This is a genomic window from Williamsia serinedens (assembly GCF_024171725.1).
Lineage (GTDB): Bacteria > Actinomycetota > Actinomycetes > Mycobacteriales > Mycobacteriaceae > Williamsia_A > Williamsia_A serinedens.
The window spans coordinates 343,079-357,805 of the sequence record NZ_JAMTCG010000004.1 but is presented as its reverse complement, the minus strand read 5'-3'; the positions used below and the strand labels follow the sequence as shown (position 1 = coordinate 357,805).

17 protein-coding genes are annotated in these 14,727 nt (G+C 69.3%); 13 read left to right on the top strand and 4 right to left on the bottom strand.

Annotation, left to right across the window (positions count from 1 at the left end; all coding sequences use genetic code 11):
* Positions 1-52: 52 nt before the first annotated feature.
* The 4 genes from LX12_RS12785 to LX12_RS12770 are packed head-to-tail and all read right to left on the bottom strand — an operon-like array spanning position 53 to position 6,175.
* Entirely contained in the window at positions 53-3,202 is a 3,150-nt protein-coding gene (locus LX12_RS12785; RefSeq protein ID WP_253654922.1) for a helicase HerA domain-containing protein, read from the bottom strand.
* Positions 3,199-3,852, bottom strand: a complete 654-nt coding sequence (locus LX12_RS12780) for a MarR family transcriptional regulator (protein ID WP_253654921.1) — start codon at positions 3,850-3,852, stop codon at positions 3,199-3,201. The genes LX12_RS12785 and LX12_RS12780 overlap by 4 nt, the downstream gene beginning before the upstream one ends.
* Positions 3,849-4,898 (bottom strand): endonuclease domain-containing protein, encoded by a 1,050-nt coding sequence (locus tag LX12_RS22260; protein ID WP_253654920.1) that lies wholly within the window; start codon positions 4,896-4,898, stop codon positions 3,849-3,851. Before LX12_RS22260 ends, LX12_RS12780 begins: the two co-directional genes overlap by 4 nt.
* Positions 4,899-4,948: 50 nt before the next feature.
* Positions 4,949-6,175 carry a lipase family protein gene (locus tag LX12_RS12770; protein ID WP_253654919.1) on the bottom strand — a complete coding sequence of 409 codons (1,227 nt, stop codon included), beginning with the start codon at positions 6,173-6,175 and terminating at the stop codon, positions 4,949-4,951.
* A 48-nt stretch (positions 6,176-6,223) separates the two neighbouring features.
* Here LX12_RS12770 and LX12_RS12765 point away from each other — a divergent pair, with 48 nt between their 5' ends.
* From LX12_RS12765 to LX12_RS12710, 13 genes are all read left to right on the top strand, one after another.
* Positions 6,224-6,898, top strand: a complete 675-nt coding sequence (locus LX12_RS12765; RefSeq protein ID WP_253654918.1) for an EthD domain-containing protein — start codon at positions 6,224-6,226, stop codon at positions 6,896-6,898.
* A 9-nt stretch (positions 6,899-6,907) separates the two neighbouring features.
* Positions 6,908-7,039, top strand: coding sequence for a hypothetical protein (locus LX12_RS22015; RefSeq protein WP_301284507.1), 132 nt, complete (start codon positions 6,908-6,910; stop codon positions 7,037-7,039).
* Positions 7,040-7,383: 344 nt separating this feature from the next.
* The gene (rpsH, locus tag LX12_RS12760) at positions 7,384-7,782 is read left to right on the top strand and encodes a 30S ribosomal protein S8 (RefSeq protein WP_253654917.1); all 399 of its coding nucleotides are present in this window, start codon (positions 7,384-7,386) and stop codon (positions 7,780-7,782) included.
* Positions 7,783-7,795: 13 nt separating this feature from the next.
* A complete protein-coding gene (gene rplF, locus LX12_RS12755; protein ID WP_253654916.1) occupies positions 7,796-8,332 on the top strand; it encodes a 50S ribosomal protein L6 in 537 nt (178 codons plus the stop codon).
* Position 8,333: 1 nt separating this feature from the next.
* The gene (gene rplR, locus LX12_RS12750) at positions 8,334-8,729 is read left to right on the top strand and encodes a 50S ribosomal protein L18 (protein WP_253654915.1); all 396 of its coding nucleotides are present in this window, start codon (positions 8,334-8,336) and stop codon (positions 8,727-8,729) included.
* A 49-nt stretch (positions 8,730-8,778) separates the two neighbouring features.
* The gene (gene rpsE, locus LX12_RS12745) at positions 8,779-9,441 is read left to right on the top strand and encodes a 30S ribosomal protein S5 (protein WP_253654914.1); all 663 of its coding nucleotides are present in this window, start codon (positions 8,779-8,781) and stop codon (positions 9,439-9,441) included.
* A 1-nt stretch (position 9,442) separates the two neighbouring features.
* Positions 9,443-9,631: a 50S ribosomal protein L30 gene (gene rpmD / locus LX12_RS12740; RefSeq protein WP_214242625.1), complete on the top strand. Its 189-nt coding sequence runs from the start codon at positions 9,443-9,445 to the stop codon at positions 9,629-9,631.
* Positions 9,628-10,068, top strand: coding sequence for a 50S ribosomal protein L15 (gene rplO / locus LX12_RS12735; protein WP_253654913.1), 441 nt, complete (start codon positions 9,628-9,630; stop codon positions 10,066-10,068). The genes rpmD and rplO overlap by 4 nt, the downstream gene beginning before the upstream one ends.
* Positions 10,069-10,212: 144 nt before the next feature.
* The gene (gene secY / locus LX12_RS12730; RefSeq protein ID WP_253654912.1) at positions 10,213-11,538 is read left to right on the top strand and encodes a preprotein translocase subunit SecY; all 1,326 of its coding nucleotides are present in this window, start codon (positions 10,213-10,215) and stop codon (positions 11,536-11,538) included.
* The gene (locus tag LX12_RS12725) at positions 11,535-12,080 is read left to right on the top strand and encodes an adenylate kinase (RefSeq protein WP_253654911.1); all 546 of its coding nucleotides are present in this window, start codon (positions 11,535-11,537) and stop codon (positions 12,078-12,080) included. The genes secY and LX12_RS12725 overlap by 4 nt, the downstream gene beginning before the upstream one ends.
* Before the next feature lie 4 nt (positions 12,081-12,084).
* The gene (map, locus tag LX12_RS12720) at positions 12,085-12,879 is read left to right on the top strand and encodes a type I methionyl aminopeptidase (protein ID WP_253654910.1); all 795 of its coding nucleotides are present in this window, start codon (positions 12,085-12,087) and stop codon (positions 12,877-12,879) included.
* 78 nt (positions 12,880-12,957) lie between these two features.
* Complete coding sequence (locus LX12_RS12715; RefSeq protein WP_253654909.1) at positions 12,958-13,890, top strand: carbohydrate ABC transporter permease; 933 nt, start codon at positions 12,958-12,960, stop codon at positions 13,888-13,890.
* 38 nt (positions 13,891-13,928) lie between these two features.
* Positions 13,929-14,714, top strand: a complete 786-nt coding sequence (locus LX12_RS12710; RefSeq protein WP_253655113.1) for a carbohydrate ABC transporter permease — start codon at positions 13,929-13,931, stop codon at positions 14,712-14,714.
* The last annotated feature ends 13 nt before the right edge of the window (positions 14,715-14,727 follow it).

The window sequence follows — 14,727 nt, the reverse complement described above, 5'->3', positions numbered from 1 at the left end:
AACAGGCGTTCGATCGATTGTCGGGAGGAGATCACACGCCACCGACAGATCGTCAGCCGTCGCCGCGGGCGATGTGGAGAACCTCATCCTCGGTGGGTGGACTCGCCGGGTGGTGGCTCAGGCACAGCGGGGCCTGCAGGTCGACGAACGGCGCGCCGTCGATCGATGCGTAGAACCGTCCGGTGGTGAGTCGGCCGACGTCGCCGATCTCGCTACCCTTCGACGTGGCGACCTCGCGGGCTGCGGCGATCTGCACCGGCGACGACAGCTTGCCGAAGAACTGCGTCGACGCGTTGCCGGGGATCTTGTTGTTCAGTCCCTTGGGTGCCTGCGTGGCGAACACCAGACCGAGTCCGTACTTCCGCGCCTGCGATGCGAGAGCCAACGTGCTCTGCGTGCAGGCGGTGAACCGGCCTGCGGGGGCGAAGTTCTGGGCCTCGTCCATCACGAAGAGCCCGCCGAGGGGGCGATCACCGGCCGGGTGGCGCCGGATGTGGGCGAACAGCGCCATCTGCAGCTGGTTCACGAAGTTGTCCCGCTTGTCCTCCGTCGTGAGCCCCGCGAGGTTGATCACCGACACCCGCGCGCGTCTGCCCGGAGACGGGGTGAGGAGCGTCGCGGGATCCATCGGGTCGGCGTCGCCGCCGAGCATCGGGTCGTTGGCCATCGCGACGCGGAGACCGTCGGCGATGTCAGAGGCCAGCTTGCCCGGGTTTCGCAGGTCACTGACCTCGGGCGGGAGCTCGGCGAGAAGCTCGATGAGATCGCGGAGTGTCCCGCCACCTCGGCTCCCGAACCACCGCATCGCCTGGTTCAACATGGCCTGGCGCCGGTTGGCGGTCGCCGACGTGCCCGCCGCGTTCACCCGCGGGGCCAGTGCGGCCACCGCCGAATCGACTGCGGCGCTGAATTCGTCGGGGTCGGTGAGGTCGGCGAAATCCGGGAGAGGCTGAAAGGACAGCGGCCTACCGGTCGCCCGTCCCGGTGTGTAGACGACGACCTCGGTGCCGGCGAAGTAGCGACGTGCCTGCTCGGCGTCCTCAGGTGTCCAGTCCCGCGAGCCCTCCGGCCAGGGTTCGCCCATGCGGGCCAGGTCGTTGTTGACGTCCAGGACGATCGACGAGACCCCGGCGAGCGCGCACTCCTCGACGATGCGCCGGATGAGAACGGTCTTGCCCGAACCGGATCCGGCGAAGAGCGCGGTGTGTTTCCTCAGTGCGGCCAACTCGACGGCGACCGGACGCCCGGCGGCGGTTCCGATGTCGATGGTGTCCGCGGACGAGGTGGTGTCGACGACGGGCTCGGTCGTCACGGCATGGGTCGCTTCCGAGGTCTCCAGAACGGGTTTCGGTGTCGGGACCGGTGACGACCGGGGGACTGCGGCTGCCGAGTCCGCGGTGGACTCGACGTCGGACGGCTGGGCTTCGAGGACGTGGAGGAAGCCGATGCCGTCGACGGGTCGGCGTGCGACGAGCCAGGGGATGAGGTCGTCGGGACGTTCCTCGAGCAGGGTCGCCAGCGCCATGAGCGTGCGGACCTCGTCGGGCGTCCACGCGACCAGGACACCGCCGTTGTCGACGAGTTCGTCGAGTGTCTGCCGGGTCTTGGGTCCCGACGGCCACGGCGTCGATCGCAGGAGCACCAGCGCGTGATCAGGAGTCCGGGTGGTGACGCCCGCTGCGGTCGCGGCCTTGCGGACCCGACTGAGTGCGGCGACGGCGTTGAGGCTCTCGACCGACCGGAATCCCCACGAGAACTCGCGATCGGTCTCGAGGTCGATCGTGCGACGGAGGCGGCCGTGCAGAGCGGGCTTCGCGCTCGGTGGCGGGTCCACGCGGAAGTCGCCCGCTCCGCCGCGCTGGTCCAGCCAGGCGGCGAACGCGACCCGCAGCAGGCCGGGGACGACGGTGTCCTCGGTGTCCGCGTGCAGCGCCGGCGACGGATCGGCCGCTGCACGCAGGTCGTCGAACCGGGCGTCGAGACCCGTCGGAGCGCGGCGACCACCGTCGATGTCGCCTCCGGCGGTCGCGGCCGGACTCAGGTCGCTCAGTTCGCTGATCGCACCGGATCGCAAGCAGGCGTTGATGTGTTGATCGGCCGCGACGAGGAGTTCGCGCGGCGTGAAACGTGGTGCCTCGCCGAATGCCTCCGCGGCGATCGGCCACGACGGGTAGGGCGGTTCGAACCCGACCGAGGCGTACCCCGCGCGAAATCGTCTGGCCAGCATCCGCGGACCGAAGTCGGGGTCGTCGGGACGCTGCAGCGGCGGTGGCAGACGGAATCGATCGGACACCGATCGGAGGACGTGGTCCTCGAGGAGGACCCATGTCGCGCTGATGCACGCGACGACACCCACGGTGCGTGCCATCGTCTCTCGCAGGGCCATCAACCCGTGCGCGAGCTCCTCGACGATTCCCTGACCGTCGGATCGTGTGGCCATCGCGACCAGAGTGTCGATCTGGTCGATCGCCATGACGGTCGGGCCGCGCAGCGCGAGCAGTCGCGAGATGTTCTGCGCGATCTCCTCGTGTCCGAGCCGGACCTGACGGATGCCCCACTCCGCCAACTCGTCCTCGAGACCAGGGTCGAGATGCAGAAAGGTGTCGCCGAGATCCTGCAGAGCGAAGTCGTCCGACGCGCGCAGCACCAACGCGCGCAGGACGTGCTGTGACCGGCGGCGATGGCGCGGGTGTCGGCGGTAGACAGCGGTGACGAAGTCCTCGAGTACCTCGACGGTCAACTCTGCACGCCCCGTCAGGGCGGCGATCGCGTCGTCACGGAGGTCTGCCTCACGCGCGAGGGCATCGATGAGGTCGACCAGCTGCGACGGCTGATCCGGCGTCGGACGCGCGAGGTCCTCCAGCATCCCGACGACGACCGAGCGCCAGAAGTCGGTGCCGTCGAGCAGGCGGATGAGGAAGAAGTAGCCGCCGGAGCGCTGGGCGTGCTCACGGACCTGCCCGAGCAGGTGGGTCTTGCCGGATCCCGCTGGTCCCTGGACCACCACCCCCAACGGGCTGCCGCCATCGGTGACCGCGTCGGCGTCTGCGAATGCGCGACGCAGCTCGTCGAGGACGGCGTCGTGCAAGCCGCCGACGTGGAGTTCGTCCTGCGGTTTCCAGACGTCGTCGGGGGTCGGTGCCCAGCTCAGTCGGACCGTCTCGAGAGCGGTCCGGGCGAGGCTGGTGTCGACGGACGTCATCGCGCGGCGATCGAGAGCAGGTGGCACCGCTGCGTTCCGATGAGGACCGCACTGTCGCGGTCGACGGGCGTCAGACGGCCCTGGTCCTCCTGCGGGATCACACCGACACCCGACTCGCGTTCGAGAGTCCGCACGGCATCGTCGAAATCGGATCGGGACACGTCGTCGAGGTCCGCGCGCAAGTCGGTGAGCGACACCCACGAGGCGGGATGCGCAGCCCGGCGGTGGTACGCCTCGCGGATGCGGTCGGTGACAGATGTGGCCGGCCCAGACGCCACGACGCTCGGCACGCCAGGCGAGGAGTGGTCGGCTGCGAACACCTCATAGATCCGCCTGTCGGTCGACGTCAGGTGGCGGCCGACACCGGCGAGAACGGTGTAGAGCGCTTTGAGCTGAGGCGTGGCTCGCTCCGGGGGGTCCTGCCCGAGCTCCTCGGCGCACCAGGCCCACCCGGCGTCGGTGAGACCGACGGTCATGGCACGGCCCTCGCGGCCGACCTCGATGAGACCTGCGCTCACGAGCTTCTCCCGATCGGGCTTCTTCAGCTCCGGGCCGAACCGGCTGAGGTCGGGGTTGCGGACCTCCTCGGCACGGGCCATCAACACGAACAACACGCTGGACTGCGTCCCGGTGAGGCGGGGGTGGGTCACTGCTGGATCTTCCTCTCGGCGCAGGTGCGGGCCTCGCCTGGGAACTGTACGACCGTCCCACGCTCGACGAGCACCCGCTGCAGTTCGGCCGCCACCGCGGCCACGTCGTCGAGCACCTGGTCGTTGGTGTACCGCAGGACGATGTATCCGTGGCGCTGCAGGAGGTTGTCGCGGATGCGGTCGGCCGCGTATTTCGCGGCCACCCGGTGATCGGCCCCGTCGATCTCGACGACGACCATCGCATCGCGCCACAACAGGTCGACCCGCATCGGGGCATCGAGGTGAGACGGTGTCGCGACGAGCGTGTTCCACCTGCGATCGCGAGCCCAGTCCTGGCGTGCGAGGTGACGTTCGAGCACCTGTTCCGCGGGGCTGTTCGGAGCGGGTAGGCCCGCCACCGGCGGGATGGTCACCTTCTCCGCCGGGGTGGGAGAACTCGCCGTGTCGACCGGATCGCCCACCAGAGAGGTGAGTTCGACGATCGGGTATCGGCTGAGGCAGTCGCCGTCTGGCACGTCGATCCACACCGCGACCTCGCCGTGGGCGGCGACCCATTCCGCGGTCTCGCCGAGCGCCGCCGAGCCGGAGCCGCCAGCCGGCATGGTCGGGGTCAGCACGACCACGAGCGCGCGGCGATAGGACCGGGCGATGATGCGCAGCGCACCACGGATGCGCTGTTCGAGGGCGAGGCCGGTGGCGACGGGCCGCCCGGTCAGCGCCGCCGATGCCACCGCGCGGAGGTAGGGCGCATAGTCCGGCGATGAGCGGCACAGCCTGTCCACCAACGTCTCCGCCGCCGACAGGTCCAGCGTCGCCGAACCGTCGATCGCGTCCGACCCGGGAAGCCACGACGGGAACAGTCCGACCGCGATCGACTGCAGGGCGGCATCGCAGTCCTCGACGATCGTCCGCGCAGAGGTGGACGCGTCGACACGGATCCCGAGCAGGACGGGGTCGTCGGCGAGTGGATCGGCGCCGAGGAGAGTCCGCACACCGAGCACCCGCGCCACCGAACCGGGCGCGGTCGGGGCGGGCCGGCTCGTCACCCCGTCACTGTCCCATTCGCCCGGTTCGAGTGCGCGACAGAGGTTCGTTCTCAGCAGGTCGACCGTGCAGGGGATCCCGAGTAGCGGTCGGTCAGGTAGCGGAACGCGGAGGCCTCGAAGCGTGGGAACGCAGCGGTGTGGTCCGCACCGGCGTATCGCTCGTAGACGACGCGGGCGCCGCGGCCGCAGTAGGTGCGCGCCAGCCCGGCGACGTCGGCGGTGATCATCACCGTGTCGCCGCGGGCGTCGCTCTGTCCGACCGCGAGCAGCAGCGGCGCACGGGGTGTTCCGGCAGTGCCCATCGTGTTGCGGGCGACCGCCTCCCGGACGGCCGCGACGTCGAGCAGCGACCGGTACGGCGGCCGGACCATGTCGGCGTCGGTCAGCCGACCGAACGCGCCCGCGAACGTCCCGATGCACTGGTCCTGGATCGACGAGGTCGCGGCCAGACCTCGCGCGGAGAGGAAAGACCGCAGGTCCAGTCCGTACGCCCGCTGGTAGGCGACGGCGAGGGCGGGGATCACGCCCGACCACTGCGGGCTGCCGCTGACATACGACAGGTTGTGGGCCGGATCGACGGGAAGGCCACCCGCGGCGGCCCCGACGATCCTGAGTTCGGGGGCGTACCGCGGCGCCAGTTCCGCACCCCACTGCGTCGGCACGGACCCGCCCGAGTACCCGATCAGGCCGGTCGGGGTCGATGTCGGCACGCGCAGGAACCGCTGCGCTGCGCGGATGCCGTCGAGCGCGGCGTACCCCGACTCCCGGCCGACCGTCCACCGCAGGTCCTGGCCCTCGTAGTCGGGCACGACGACGGTGTAGCCCGCCGCCAGCCAGCCCGCGATGACGGCCTGCTCTGCGGTCGCCACGCGTGTGGGGGCGTAGCCGCGCAGCGTGTACGACGGGTCGCACGCCGATCCCAGGCCGTCGTAGGCGGTGTGATAACTCAGGATCCGCGTCGGTCCCGGGGTGGGCGGGCGCAGCACGGTCGTGACCGTCGTCGACGGGCTGCCGTCGTCGGCGGTGGTGCGGTAGAGCACCTGGGTCGCCGAGATCGGTGCGGTGACACCGGCCTGGGAGAAGGCGACGGGCCGGGTGCGCAGGACGGTCCCGGGTGCCGCCCCCGCGAGCGGCGCCGACCACGAGTAGAACGGGTCGGCCGACGGTGACGGCGGGGGAGCAGGGGCCGCGACGGCCGGCCCGGGCCCCGCGAGGGCGGCGACGACGACACTGCTGAGCGTCGCGACGACGAAGCACGCGATCCCTGATCGGCTCATGTGACGAAGTGAAGCAGCCCGGCCCGGGTCGGGAGGCATGATCGCCCCATGTCCGACTTCGTGTTCGCGGTGTGGTGCGACGACCCCGCTGCTGTCCTCGACCCGGCCCTGCACGCGCGGACCGGCGCCCGCACCGTGCAGACCAACGTCGCGGGCGACCCGCGGTTCGCCGACGCCCTCGCACTGCAGGCGATGCCGGAGCCGATCGACGCGGTGGTGACCGTCGAGGCCGACGACCCCGCGCCCGTCGAGGCCGCTCTGCGGGACGTCGCCCGACGGGTGGTGGGCTGGGAGGTGCAGCGGCGCACCCCGATCCGTCCACCGGACACCGCCGACGGCGAGCCGGCCGACGCGATGGCCAACGTCGCGTTCCTGCGGCGACCGACCGACCTCACCCACGAGGAGTGGCTCGCCCGGTGGATCGGCAGCCACACCCCGGTCGCGATCGCGACGCAGGGGACATTCGGCTACGTGCAGAACATCGTCGTCCGCCCGGTCACCACCGACGTCGAACGCGTCGACGGGATCGTCGAGGAGCTGTTCCCGGTCGCCGCGGCGCGCGACGCGCACGCGTTCTACGGCAGCGACGGCGACGACGACGAGTTGAGCCGGCGGATGGGGGCGATGCTCGACAGCGTGGTGTCGATCGGCGCCCACCGCGACATCGACGTGGTGCCGACGGTCCGGCGGGTCCACACGGTGCGGACGGCGACGACGGGATAGCGTCGACCCATGGGGACAGATGCGCTGCTGGGGGTTCTTGTCGACTACATGGCGCACCACCCGACGGACCTGCTGACGACGGCCGTGCTGCAGCCGATCGCGTACGTCTACGGGCTCGTCGTCCATCCCCTCGGCGTCTGAGACGCCTCCTGCGCCCCTGACCACGGCTGATTTGGTCGCACGCGCGGGTTTCTCTACACTTGAGCGGTTGCCCGAACCGGGGCTCGTCGTGCCGTGCGCACGGCAGGGTGTCCGGATCCGGGGGACGACCCTCTTCTCGGCCTGACGGCCGCAGATGCCGGCGGCTGCGCGAGCACCGCTGGAGTACGGCCCCGCACCGGCACGCCTGTCGGTGCGGAACACGAATCCGACTTCGTGGAAGGCCCACCACGTCACGGGACAGGCCGCTGATGTCGCACGACATCGGCGGAACCGGCGCGAGCGTGCTGCATGGGAACCGCCACGAGAAAGGTTGACGGTCACTCATGACCATGACTGATCCGATCGCAGACTTCTTGACGCGTCTGCGCAACGCCAACTCGGCGTTCCACGACGAGGTGACCCTGCCGTCGTCGAAGATCAAGGTGAACATCGCCGAGATCCTCAAGCGCGAGGGCTACATCACCGACTACCGCACCGAGGATGCGGAGGTCGGCAAGAACCTCGTCGTCACCCTCAAGTACGGCCCGAGCCGTGAGCGGAGCATCGCCGGTCTGCGGCGCGTCTCCAAGCCCGGCCTCCGGGTGTACGCGAAGTCCACCAACCTGCCGAAGGTGCTCGGCGGCCTGGGCGTGGCCATCATCTCCACGTCCTCCGGCCTGCTGACCGACCGCCAGGCAGCCAACCAGGGCGTGGGCGGCGAAGTCCTCGCCTACGTCTGGTAAGGGGCCGATAGACATGTCGCGTATTGGAAAGAACCCGGTCGCCATCCCGGCCGGAGTGGACGTGAAGATCGAGGGCCGCGACGTCCGCGTCAAGGGTCCGAAGGGTGAGCTCGCGCTGACCGTCTCGGAGCCGATCGACGTGGCGACCGAGGACGGCGCCATCGTCGTCACCCGCCCCGACGACGAGCGTCGTAGCCGGGCCCTGCACGGCCTGAGCCGCTCGCTCATCAACAACCTGGTCGTCGGTGTGACGCAGGGCTACACGACGAAGATGGAGATCTTCGGCGTCGGCTACCGCGTGCAGCTGAAGGGCCGCGACCTCGAGTTCGCGCTCGGCTACAGCCACCCGGTGCCCATCACCGCGCCCGAGGGCATCACCTTCGCGGTCGAGTCGCCGACGAAGTTCTCGGTCTCGGGCATCGACAAGCAGCAGGTCGGCCAGATCGCCGCCAACATCCGCCGCCTCCGGCGCCCGGACCCCTACAAGGGCAAGGGCATCCGCTACGAGGGCGAGCAGATCCGGCGCAAGGTCGGAAAGACGGGTAAGTGACATGAGTGACACCAAGCAGCACACCCCGGTGGGCAAGGACGTCTCCACCCGCCGTCGGCGGTCCGTGGCGCGTCGCCGCTTCCGCCTCCGCAAGAAGATCAGCGGCACCCCGCAGCGGCCGCGCCTGGTCGTGAAGCGCTCGTCGCGGCACATCCACGTGCAGCTCGTCGACGACCTCGCCGGCAAGACCATCGCCGCCGCCTCCACCATCGAGGCCGACGTGCGGGCGTCCGGCGGCGACAAGTCGGCGCAGAGCGCCAAGGTCGGCGAGCTGATCGCCGCCCGCGCCAAGGCCGCCGGCGTCGACGCCGTGGTCTTCGACCGCGGTGGTCGCGACTACCACGGGCGCATCGCGGCTCTCGCCGACGCCGCCCGCGAGGGAGGGCTCCAGTTCTGATGAGCACCCCCACGACCACCACTGCACGTATCCACGGAAGGACCATCTGATGCCGGGACGTCAACGGCGTGACGGCGGAACCGGACCCGCCACCAACGACCCCAACGCCCCCGCGGGCGCTGCCGGCGGCAACGACCGCCGTGGCGGCGGACGCGGCGGCAACGACCGTCGCGACAACCGCGGCGGCCGCGACAGCGACCGCAACCAGCTCGAGCGCGTCGTCGCCATCAACCGTGTCTCGAAGGTCGTCAAGGGCGGCCGTCGGTTCTCGTTCACGGCGCTCGTCGTCGTGGGTGACGGCCAGGGCATGGTCGGTGTCGGCTACGGCAAGGCCAAAGAGGTCCCCGCGGCCATCCAGAAGGGTGTCGAGGAGGCCCGGAAGAACTTCTTCCGCGTGCCGCTGATCGGCAGCACCGTGACCCACCCCGTCCAGGGTGAGGCCGCGGCCGGTGTCGTCATGCTGCGTCCGGCCTCGCCCGGTACCGGTGTGATCGCCGGTGGCGCGGTACGCGCCGTGCTCGAGTGCGCCGGCGTCTCCGACGTCCTCGCCAAGAGCCTCGGCTCCGACAACGCGATCAACGTCGTCCACGCCACCGTGGCGGCGCTGAAGATGCTGCAGCGTCCCGAGGAGGTCGCGGCCCGCCGCGGTCTGCCGATCGAGGACGTCGCCCCGGCAGGCATGCTGCGGGCCCGAGCCGGTCAGGGAGTGTGACATGGCAGAGCTGAAGATCACCCAGATCAAGGGCACGATCGGCACCAAGAGCAATCAGCGCGACAGCCTGCGCACCCTGGGTCTGCGCAAGATCCGCCAGAGCGTCGTGCGCGAGGACACCCCGGCGAACCGCGGTCTCATCAACGTGGTCCGTCACCTCGTCACCGTCGAAGAGGTTGAGAAGTCATGACCATCAAGCTGCACCATCTCCGGCCCGCCCCCGGGTCGAAGACCGACAAGACGCGCGTCGGCCGCGGTGAGGGCTCCAAGGGCAAGACCGCGGGTCGCGGCACCAAGGGCACCAAGGCGCGCAAGAACGTGCCGGCCGCCTTCGAGGGCGGGCAGATGCCGATCCACATGCGGCTGCCCAAGCTCAAGGGCTTCAACAACAAGTTCCGCACCGAGTACCAGGTGGTGAACGTGGGCGACATCGCGCGCCTGTTCCCCGAGGGCGGCACCATCGGCGTCGACGACCTCGTCGCCAAGGGTGCGGTGCGCAAGAACGAGCTGGTGAAGGTCCTCGGCGACGGTGACCTCGCTGTCGCCGTCCAGGTCTCGGCCAACAAGTTCTCGGCCTCGGCCACGGAGAAGATCACCGCCGCGGGCGGCAGCACCACGCTGGTGTGACCCGCAGGGGACCCGTCGGAGTCCCCGTCGGGCGCCGAGAAGCGCTCGACGGGGACCCGCGGGACCCACTGTTAGAGTTCAGAACCATCCCGGGCAGGTGACTCGACGCCGCTGGGGGGCGTGTTCGTTGGGCAGGAGGAATTAGTGCGATCGTCCGTTGTCTCGGCCATCCGGACACAGGACCTGAGGCGGAAGATCCTCTTCGTCATCGGGATTCTCGTCCTCTACCGACTGGGCGCGACGATCCCGTCGCCGGGTGTCGACTACAAGGTCGTCCGCGGGTGCATCAACGAGGTGTCGAGCGGCAACTCCGCCGGCATCTACTCGCTGATCAACCTGTTCTCCGGCGGCGCGCTCCTGCAGCTGTCGGTCTTCGCGATCGGCATCATGCCGTACATCACGGCGAGCATCATCGTGCAGCTCCTGACCGTGGTCATCCCGCGGTTCGAGCAGCTCCGCAAGGAGGGCCAGTCCGGCCAGGCGAAGATGACGCAGTACACCCGCTACCTCACGGTGGCGCTGGCACTGCTCCAGTCGACCGGCATCGTCGCCCTCGCCGACCGCGGTGACCTGCTGCGCGACTGCTCGCGCGGCACCGAGATCCTGCGCGACCAGTCCATCTTCGGGCTCATCATCATCGTGCTCGTCATGACCGCCGGTGCCTGCGTCGTCATGTGGTTCGGCGAGCTGATCACCGAGCGCGGCATCGGCAACGGCATGTCGCTGCTGATCTTCGCCGGCATCGCCGCCCGCATCCCGGCCGAGGGCAAGCAGATCCTCGACACCCGCGGCGGCCTGGTGTTCGGCCTCGTGATCGTCGCGGCGCTGATCATCATCGCCGGCGTCGTGTTCATCGAGCAGGGCCAGCGCCGGATACCCGTGCAGTACGCCAAACGCATGGTGGGCCGGAAGATGTACGGCGGCTCCTCGACGTACCTGCCGTTGAAGGTCAACCAGGCCGGCGTCATCCCGGTCATCTTCGCCTCGTCACTGCTGTACCTGCCGAACCTGATCGTTCAGCTGACGCAGAGCAACTCCGGCGACCAGCCGGCGTGGCAGCGGTACATCCAGCAGTACCTGGTCGACCCCAGCAATGGCGTCTACATCGCCGTGTACTTCCTGATGATCATCTTCTTCACGTACTTCTACGTGGCGGTGACCTTCAACCCGGCCGAGCGTGCCGACGAGATGAAGAAGTACGGCGGGTTCATCCCCGGCATCCGTCCGGGCCAGCCCACGGCCGACCACCTCGGTTACGTGCTGAGCCGCATCACCCTGCCGGGGTCGATCTACCTCGGCGTGATCGCGGTCCTGCCCAACCTGTTCCTCGAGATCGGCAACTCCGGTGGCGTGCAGAACCTGCCGTTCGGTGGCACCGCGGTGCTCATCATGGTGGGCGTCGGCCTGGACACCGTGAAGCAGATCAACAGCCAGCTCATGCAGCGCAAATACGAAGGGTTCCTGAAGTGAGACTCGTGATCCTCGGCCCGCCCGGAGCCGGTAAGGGCACACAGGCGGAGATGCTGTCCGAGAGCCTGGGCATCCCGCACGTCTCGACCGGGGACCTGTTCCGCGCCAACATCTCCGAGGGCACGTCCATCGGGCTCGAGGCCAAGAAGTACCTCGACGCGGGCGACCTCGTGCCGTCGCAGATCACCGTGGACATGGTGAAGGCGCGTGTGCAGGAACCCGACGCCACCAACGGGTTCATCCTCGACGGGTTCCCGCGGTCGACCGAGCAGGCCGATGCGCTGACCGAGATCCTCGCCGAGCTCGGCACCTCGCTCGACGCCGTGCTGTCGTTCGTCGTCGACGAGGACGTCGTGGTCGAGCGGATGCTCGCCCGCGGTCGCGCCGACGACACCGAGGACGTCATCCGCAACCGGATGCAGGTCTACGTCAAGGAGACCTCCCCGCTGCTCGAGTACTACGGCGACCAGGTCACCGTCGTCGACGCCGTCGGCGACGTCGGCGAGGTGCACCAGCGGGTCCTGCGCGCCCTGAACGTCTGACCTGATGGGTCTGCGTCGCACGAAGACCGTGCCGTTCCGAACCGCCGGCGAACTCGACGCCATGGCGGCGGCGGGCGCGGTGGTCGGCGCGGCCCTGGTCGCCGTGCGCGACGCCGCGAAGGCGGGCGTCAGCACCCTCGAACTCGACGAGGTCGCCGAGTCGGTGATCCGCGGAGCGGGTGCGGTGCCGTCGTTCAAGGGCTACCACGGGTTCCCCGGTTCCATCTGCAGCTCCGTCAACGACGTCGTCGTGCACGGCATCCCGTCGGCCGACGTCGTCCTCGCCGAGGGGGATCTCGTCTCGATCGACTGCGGCGCGATCCTCGACGGCTGGCACGGCGACTCCGCCTGGACGTTCGGGGTGGGGGAGCTGTCCGCGGCGGACGCCGAGTTGTCCGCCGCCACACGGGAATCCATGGAGGCGGGCATCGCCGCCATGCTGCCCGACAACCGCCTCACCGACGTCTCGCACGCGATCGAGGCCGAGACCCGCGCGGCGGAACAGCGCTACGGCCGGTCGTTCGGCATCGTGTCCGGCTACGGCGGACACGGCATCGGGCGTCAGATGCACATGGACCCGTTCCTGCCGAACGAGGGCAAGCCCGGTCGCGGCCCGCGTCTCGTCGTGGGCAGCACGCTGGCCATCGAGCCGATGCTGACCCTCGGCACCACCGAGACGTCGGTCGAGGCCGACGACTGGACGATCACCACCGACGACGGCTCCCGCGCCGCCCACTGGGAGCACACCGTCGCGGTGACCGAGGACGGCCCGCGCATCCTCACCGTTCGTCCGTCCTGAGCCGCGCGTCGGCCACTGTTCACCTGACGTCGGAGCGGTCGTCATGATCCGTTCTCCCGGCCCGTCGACAGTGCCGAGGTGCCCGCAGACACCGAACGGACCCTGCCGCGGTCCGGAGGCGGGTCGCTGTGGAACCGCCCGTGGCGTGACTGGGCCCTGTTCCTCGTCATCGTCGGCCCGAACCTGGTGTTGCTGGGCGTCTTCACCTACCGCCCGCTGATCGAGAACATCCGCCTGTCGTTCTACGACTGGAACATCTCCTCGGACACCATCCGCTTCCTCGGGTTCGACAACTACGTCGAGTGGTTCACCCGCGACGACACCCGCACCATCGTCGCCAACACGGTGATCTTCACCGTCGCAGCGGTTCTCGGATCGATGGTCATCGGGCTGGCGCTCGCGCTCCTGCTCGACCGGAAGCTGCGTGGCCGGAACCTGGTGCGGTCGGTGGTGTTCGCGCCGTTCGTCATCTCCGGCGCCGCGATCGGCATCGCGTTCCAGTTCGTCTTCGACCCCAACTTCGGTCTCATCCGCGACCTCATGCACCGGTTCGGGCTCGGACTGCCGCCGGACTTCTACCAGGACCCGCACTGGGCGCTGTTCATGATCACGGTGACCTACCTGTGGAAGAACGTCGGGTACGCCTTCGTCATCTACCTCGCCGCGCTGCAGGGTCGACGGGAGGACCTCGCCGAGGCCGCCGCGATCGACGGTGCGTCGTCGTGGACGTACTTCCGGCGCGTCCTGCTCCCGCAGCTGCGCCCGACGACGTACTTCCTGTCGATCACCGTGATGCTCAACTCGCTGCAGGTGTTCGACATCATCAACGTGATGACCCGCGGAGGCCCGCTGGGCACCGGCACGACGACGATGGTCTACCAGGTCTACGAGGAGTCGTTCGTCAACTTCCGAGCCGGGTACGGGGCGACCGTCGCGACAGTCATGTTCGTCGTGCTCCTGCTCGTCACGGTCGCGCAGGTGCGGATCATGGATCGTGGGCGGGTCTCGTGACCCGCACGCGTGCAGGGCAACTCGCCGGATACGTCGCGATGGTGCTCGTCGTCCTGGCCATCGCGGTGCCGTTGGCGTGGGTGGTGCTCACCTCGTTCAAGGAGCGCGGCGACATCTACGTCCAGCCGGCGATCTGGTGGCCGCGGGTGTTGGCGGCGTCGAACTACTCCGACGCGACGACGTCGGTCCCGTTCTGGCGGTTCCTCACCAACTCGCTGATCGTCACCGGCGCGCTGGCGGTCATCAAGTTCGTCCTGGGCATCGCGTCGGCGTACGGGCTGGTGTTCCTGCACTTCCCGTTCAAGCGGCTGATCTTCGTCGTCGTCATCGCCGCGCTGATGGTGCCGAACCAGATCACCGTCATCGTCAACTACTCGCTCGTCGCGCAGCTCGGGTACCGGAACACGTTGCTGGGCATCATCGTCCCGCTCGCCGGCGTCGCGTTCGGCACGTTCCTGATGCGCAACCACTTCCTGTCCATCCCGGCGGAGATCATCGAGGCCGCGCGGATGGACGGAGCCGGGCACCTGCGGCTGCTGTGGCGGATCATCCTGCCGCTCTCGGGGCCGACGATGGTCGCCTTCGCCGTCATCACCATCGTCAACGAGTGGAACGAGTACCTCTGGCCGTTCCTCATGGCCGACGACTCCTCGGTCGCGACCCTGCCCGTCGGTCTGACCAAGCTGCAGAACAGCGACGGTCTCACCAACTGGGGTCCCGTGATGGCCGCGACGGTCCTCGCGATGATCCCCGTCCTCGCCGTGTTCCTGGTGCTGCAGCGCCAGATGATCCGCGGCCTCACCTCCGGCGCCGTCAAGGGATGACGACTCCGGCGCA

Bases quoted from the DNA above. Each gene is read 5' to 3' on its own strand.
- LX12_RS12765 (WP_253654918.1), top strand. From the start codon at position 6,224: ATGTCCGACTTCGTGTTCGCGGTGTGGTGCGACGACCCCGCTGCTGTC.
- rplF (WP_253654916.1), top strand. From the start codon at position 7,796: ATGTCGCGTATTGGAAAGAACCCGGTCGCCATCCCGGCCGGAGTGGAC.
- rpmD (WP_214242625.1), top strand. From the start codon at position 9,443: ATGGCAGAGCTGAAGATCACCCAGATCAAGGGCACGATCGGCACCAAG.
- rplO (WP_253654913.1), top strand. From the start codon at position 9,628: ATGACCATCAAGCTGCACCATCTCCGGCCCGCCCCCGGGTCGAAGACC.
- LX12_RS12710 (WP_253655113.1), top strand. From the start codon at position 13,929: ATGGTGCTCGTCGTCCTGGCCATCGCGGTGCCGTTGGCGTGGGTGGTG.
- LX12_RS22015 (WP_301284507.1), top strand. From the start codon at position 6,908: ATGGGGACAGATGCGCTGCTGGGGGTTCTTGTCGACTACATGGCGCAC.
- map (WP_253654910.1), top strand. From the start codon at position 12,085: ATGGGTCTGCGTCGCACGAAGACCGTGCCGTTCCGAACCGCCGGCGAA.
- rpsE (WP_253654914.1), top strand. From the start codon at position 8,779: ATGCCGGGACGTCAACGGCGTGACGGCGGAACCGGACCCGCCACCAAC.
- rplR (WP_253654915.1), top strand. From the start codon at position 8,334: ATGAGTGACACCAAGCAGCACACCCCGGTGGGCAAGGACGTCTCCACC.
- LX12_RS12785 (WP_253654922.1), bottom strand. From the start codon at position 3,202: ATGACGTCCGTCGACACCAGCCTCGCCCGGACCGCTCTCGAGACGGTC.
- rpsH (WP_253654917.1), top strand. From the start codon at position 7,384: ATGACCATGACTGATCCGATCGCAGACTTCTTGACGCGTCTGCGCAAC.
- LX12_RS12770 (WP_253654919.1), bottom strand. From the start codon at position 6,175: ATGAGCCGATCAGGGATCGCGTGCTTCGTCGTCGCGACGCTCAGCAGT.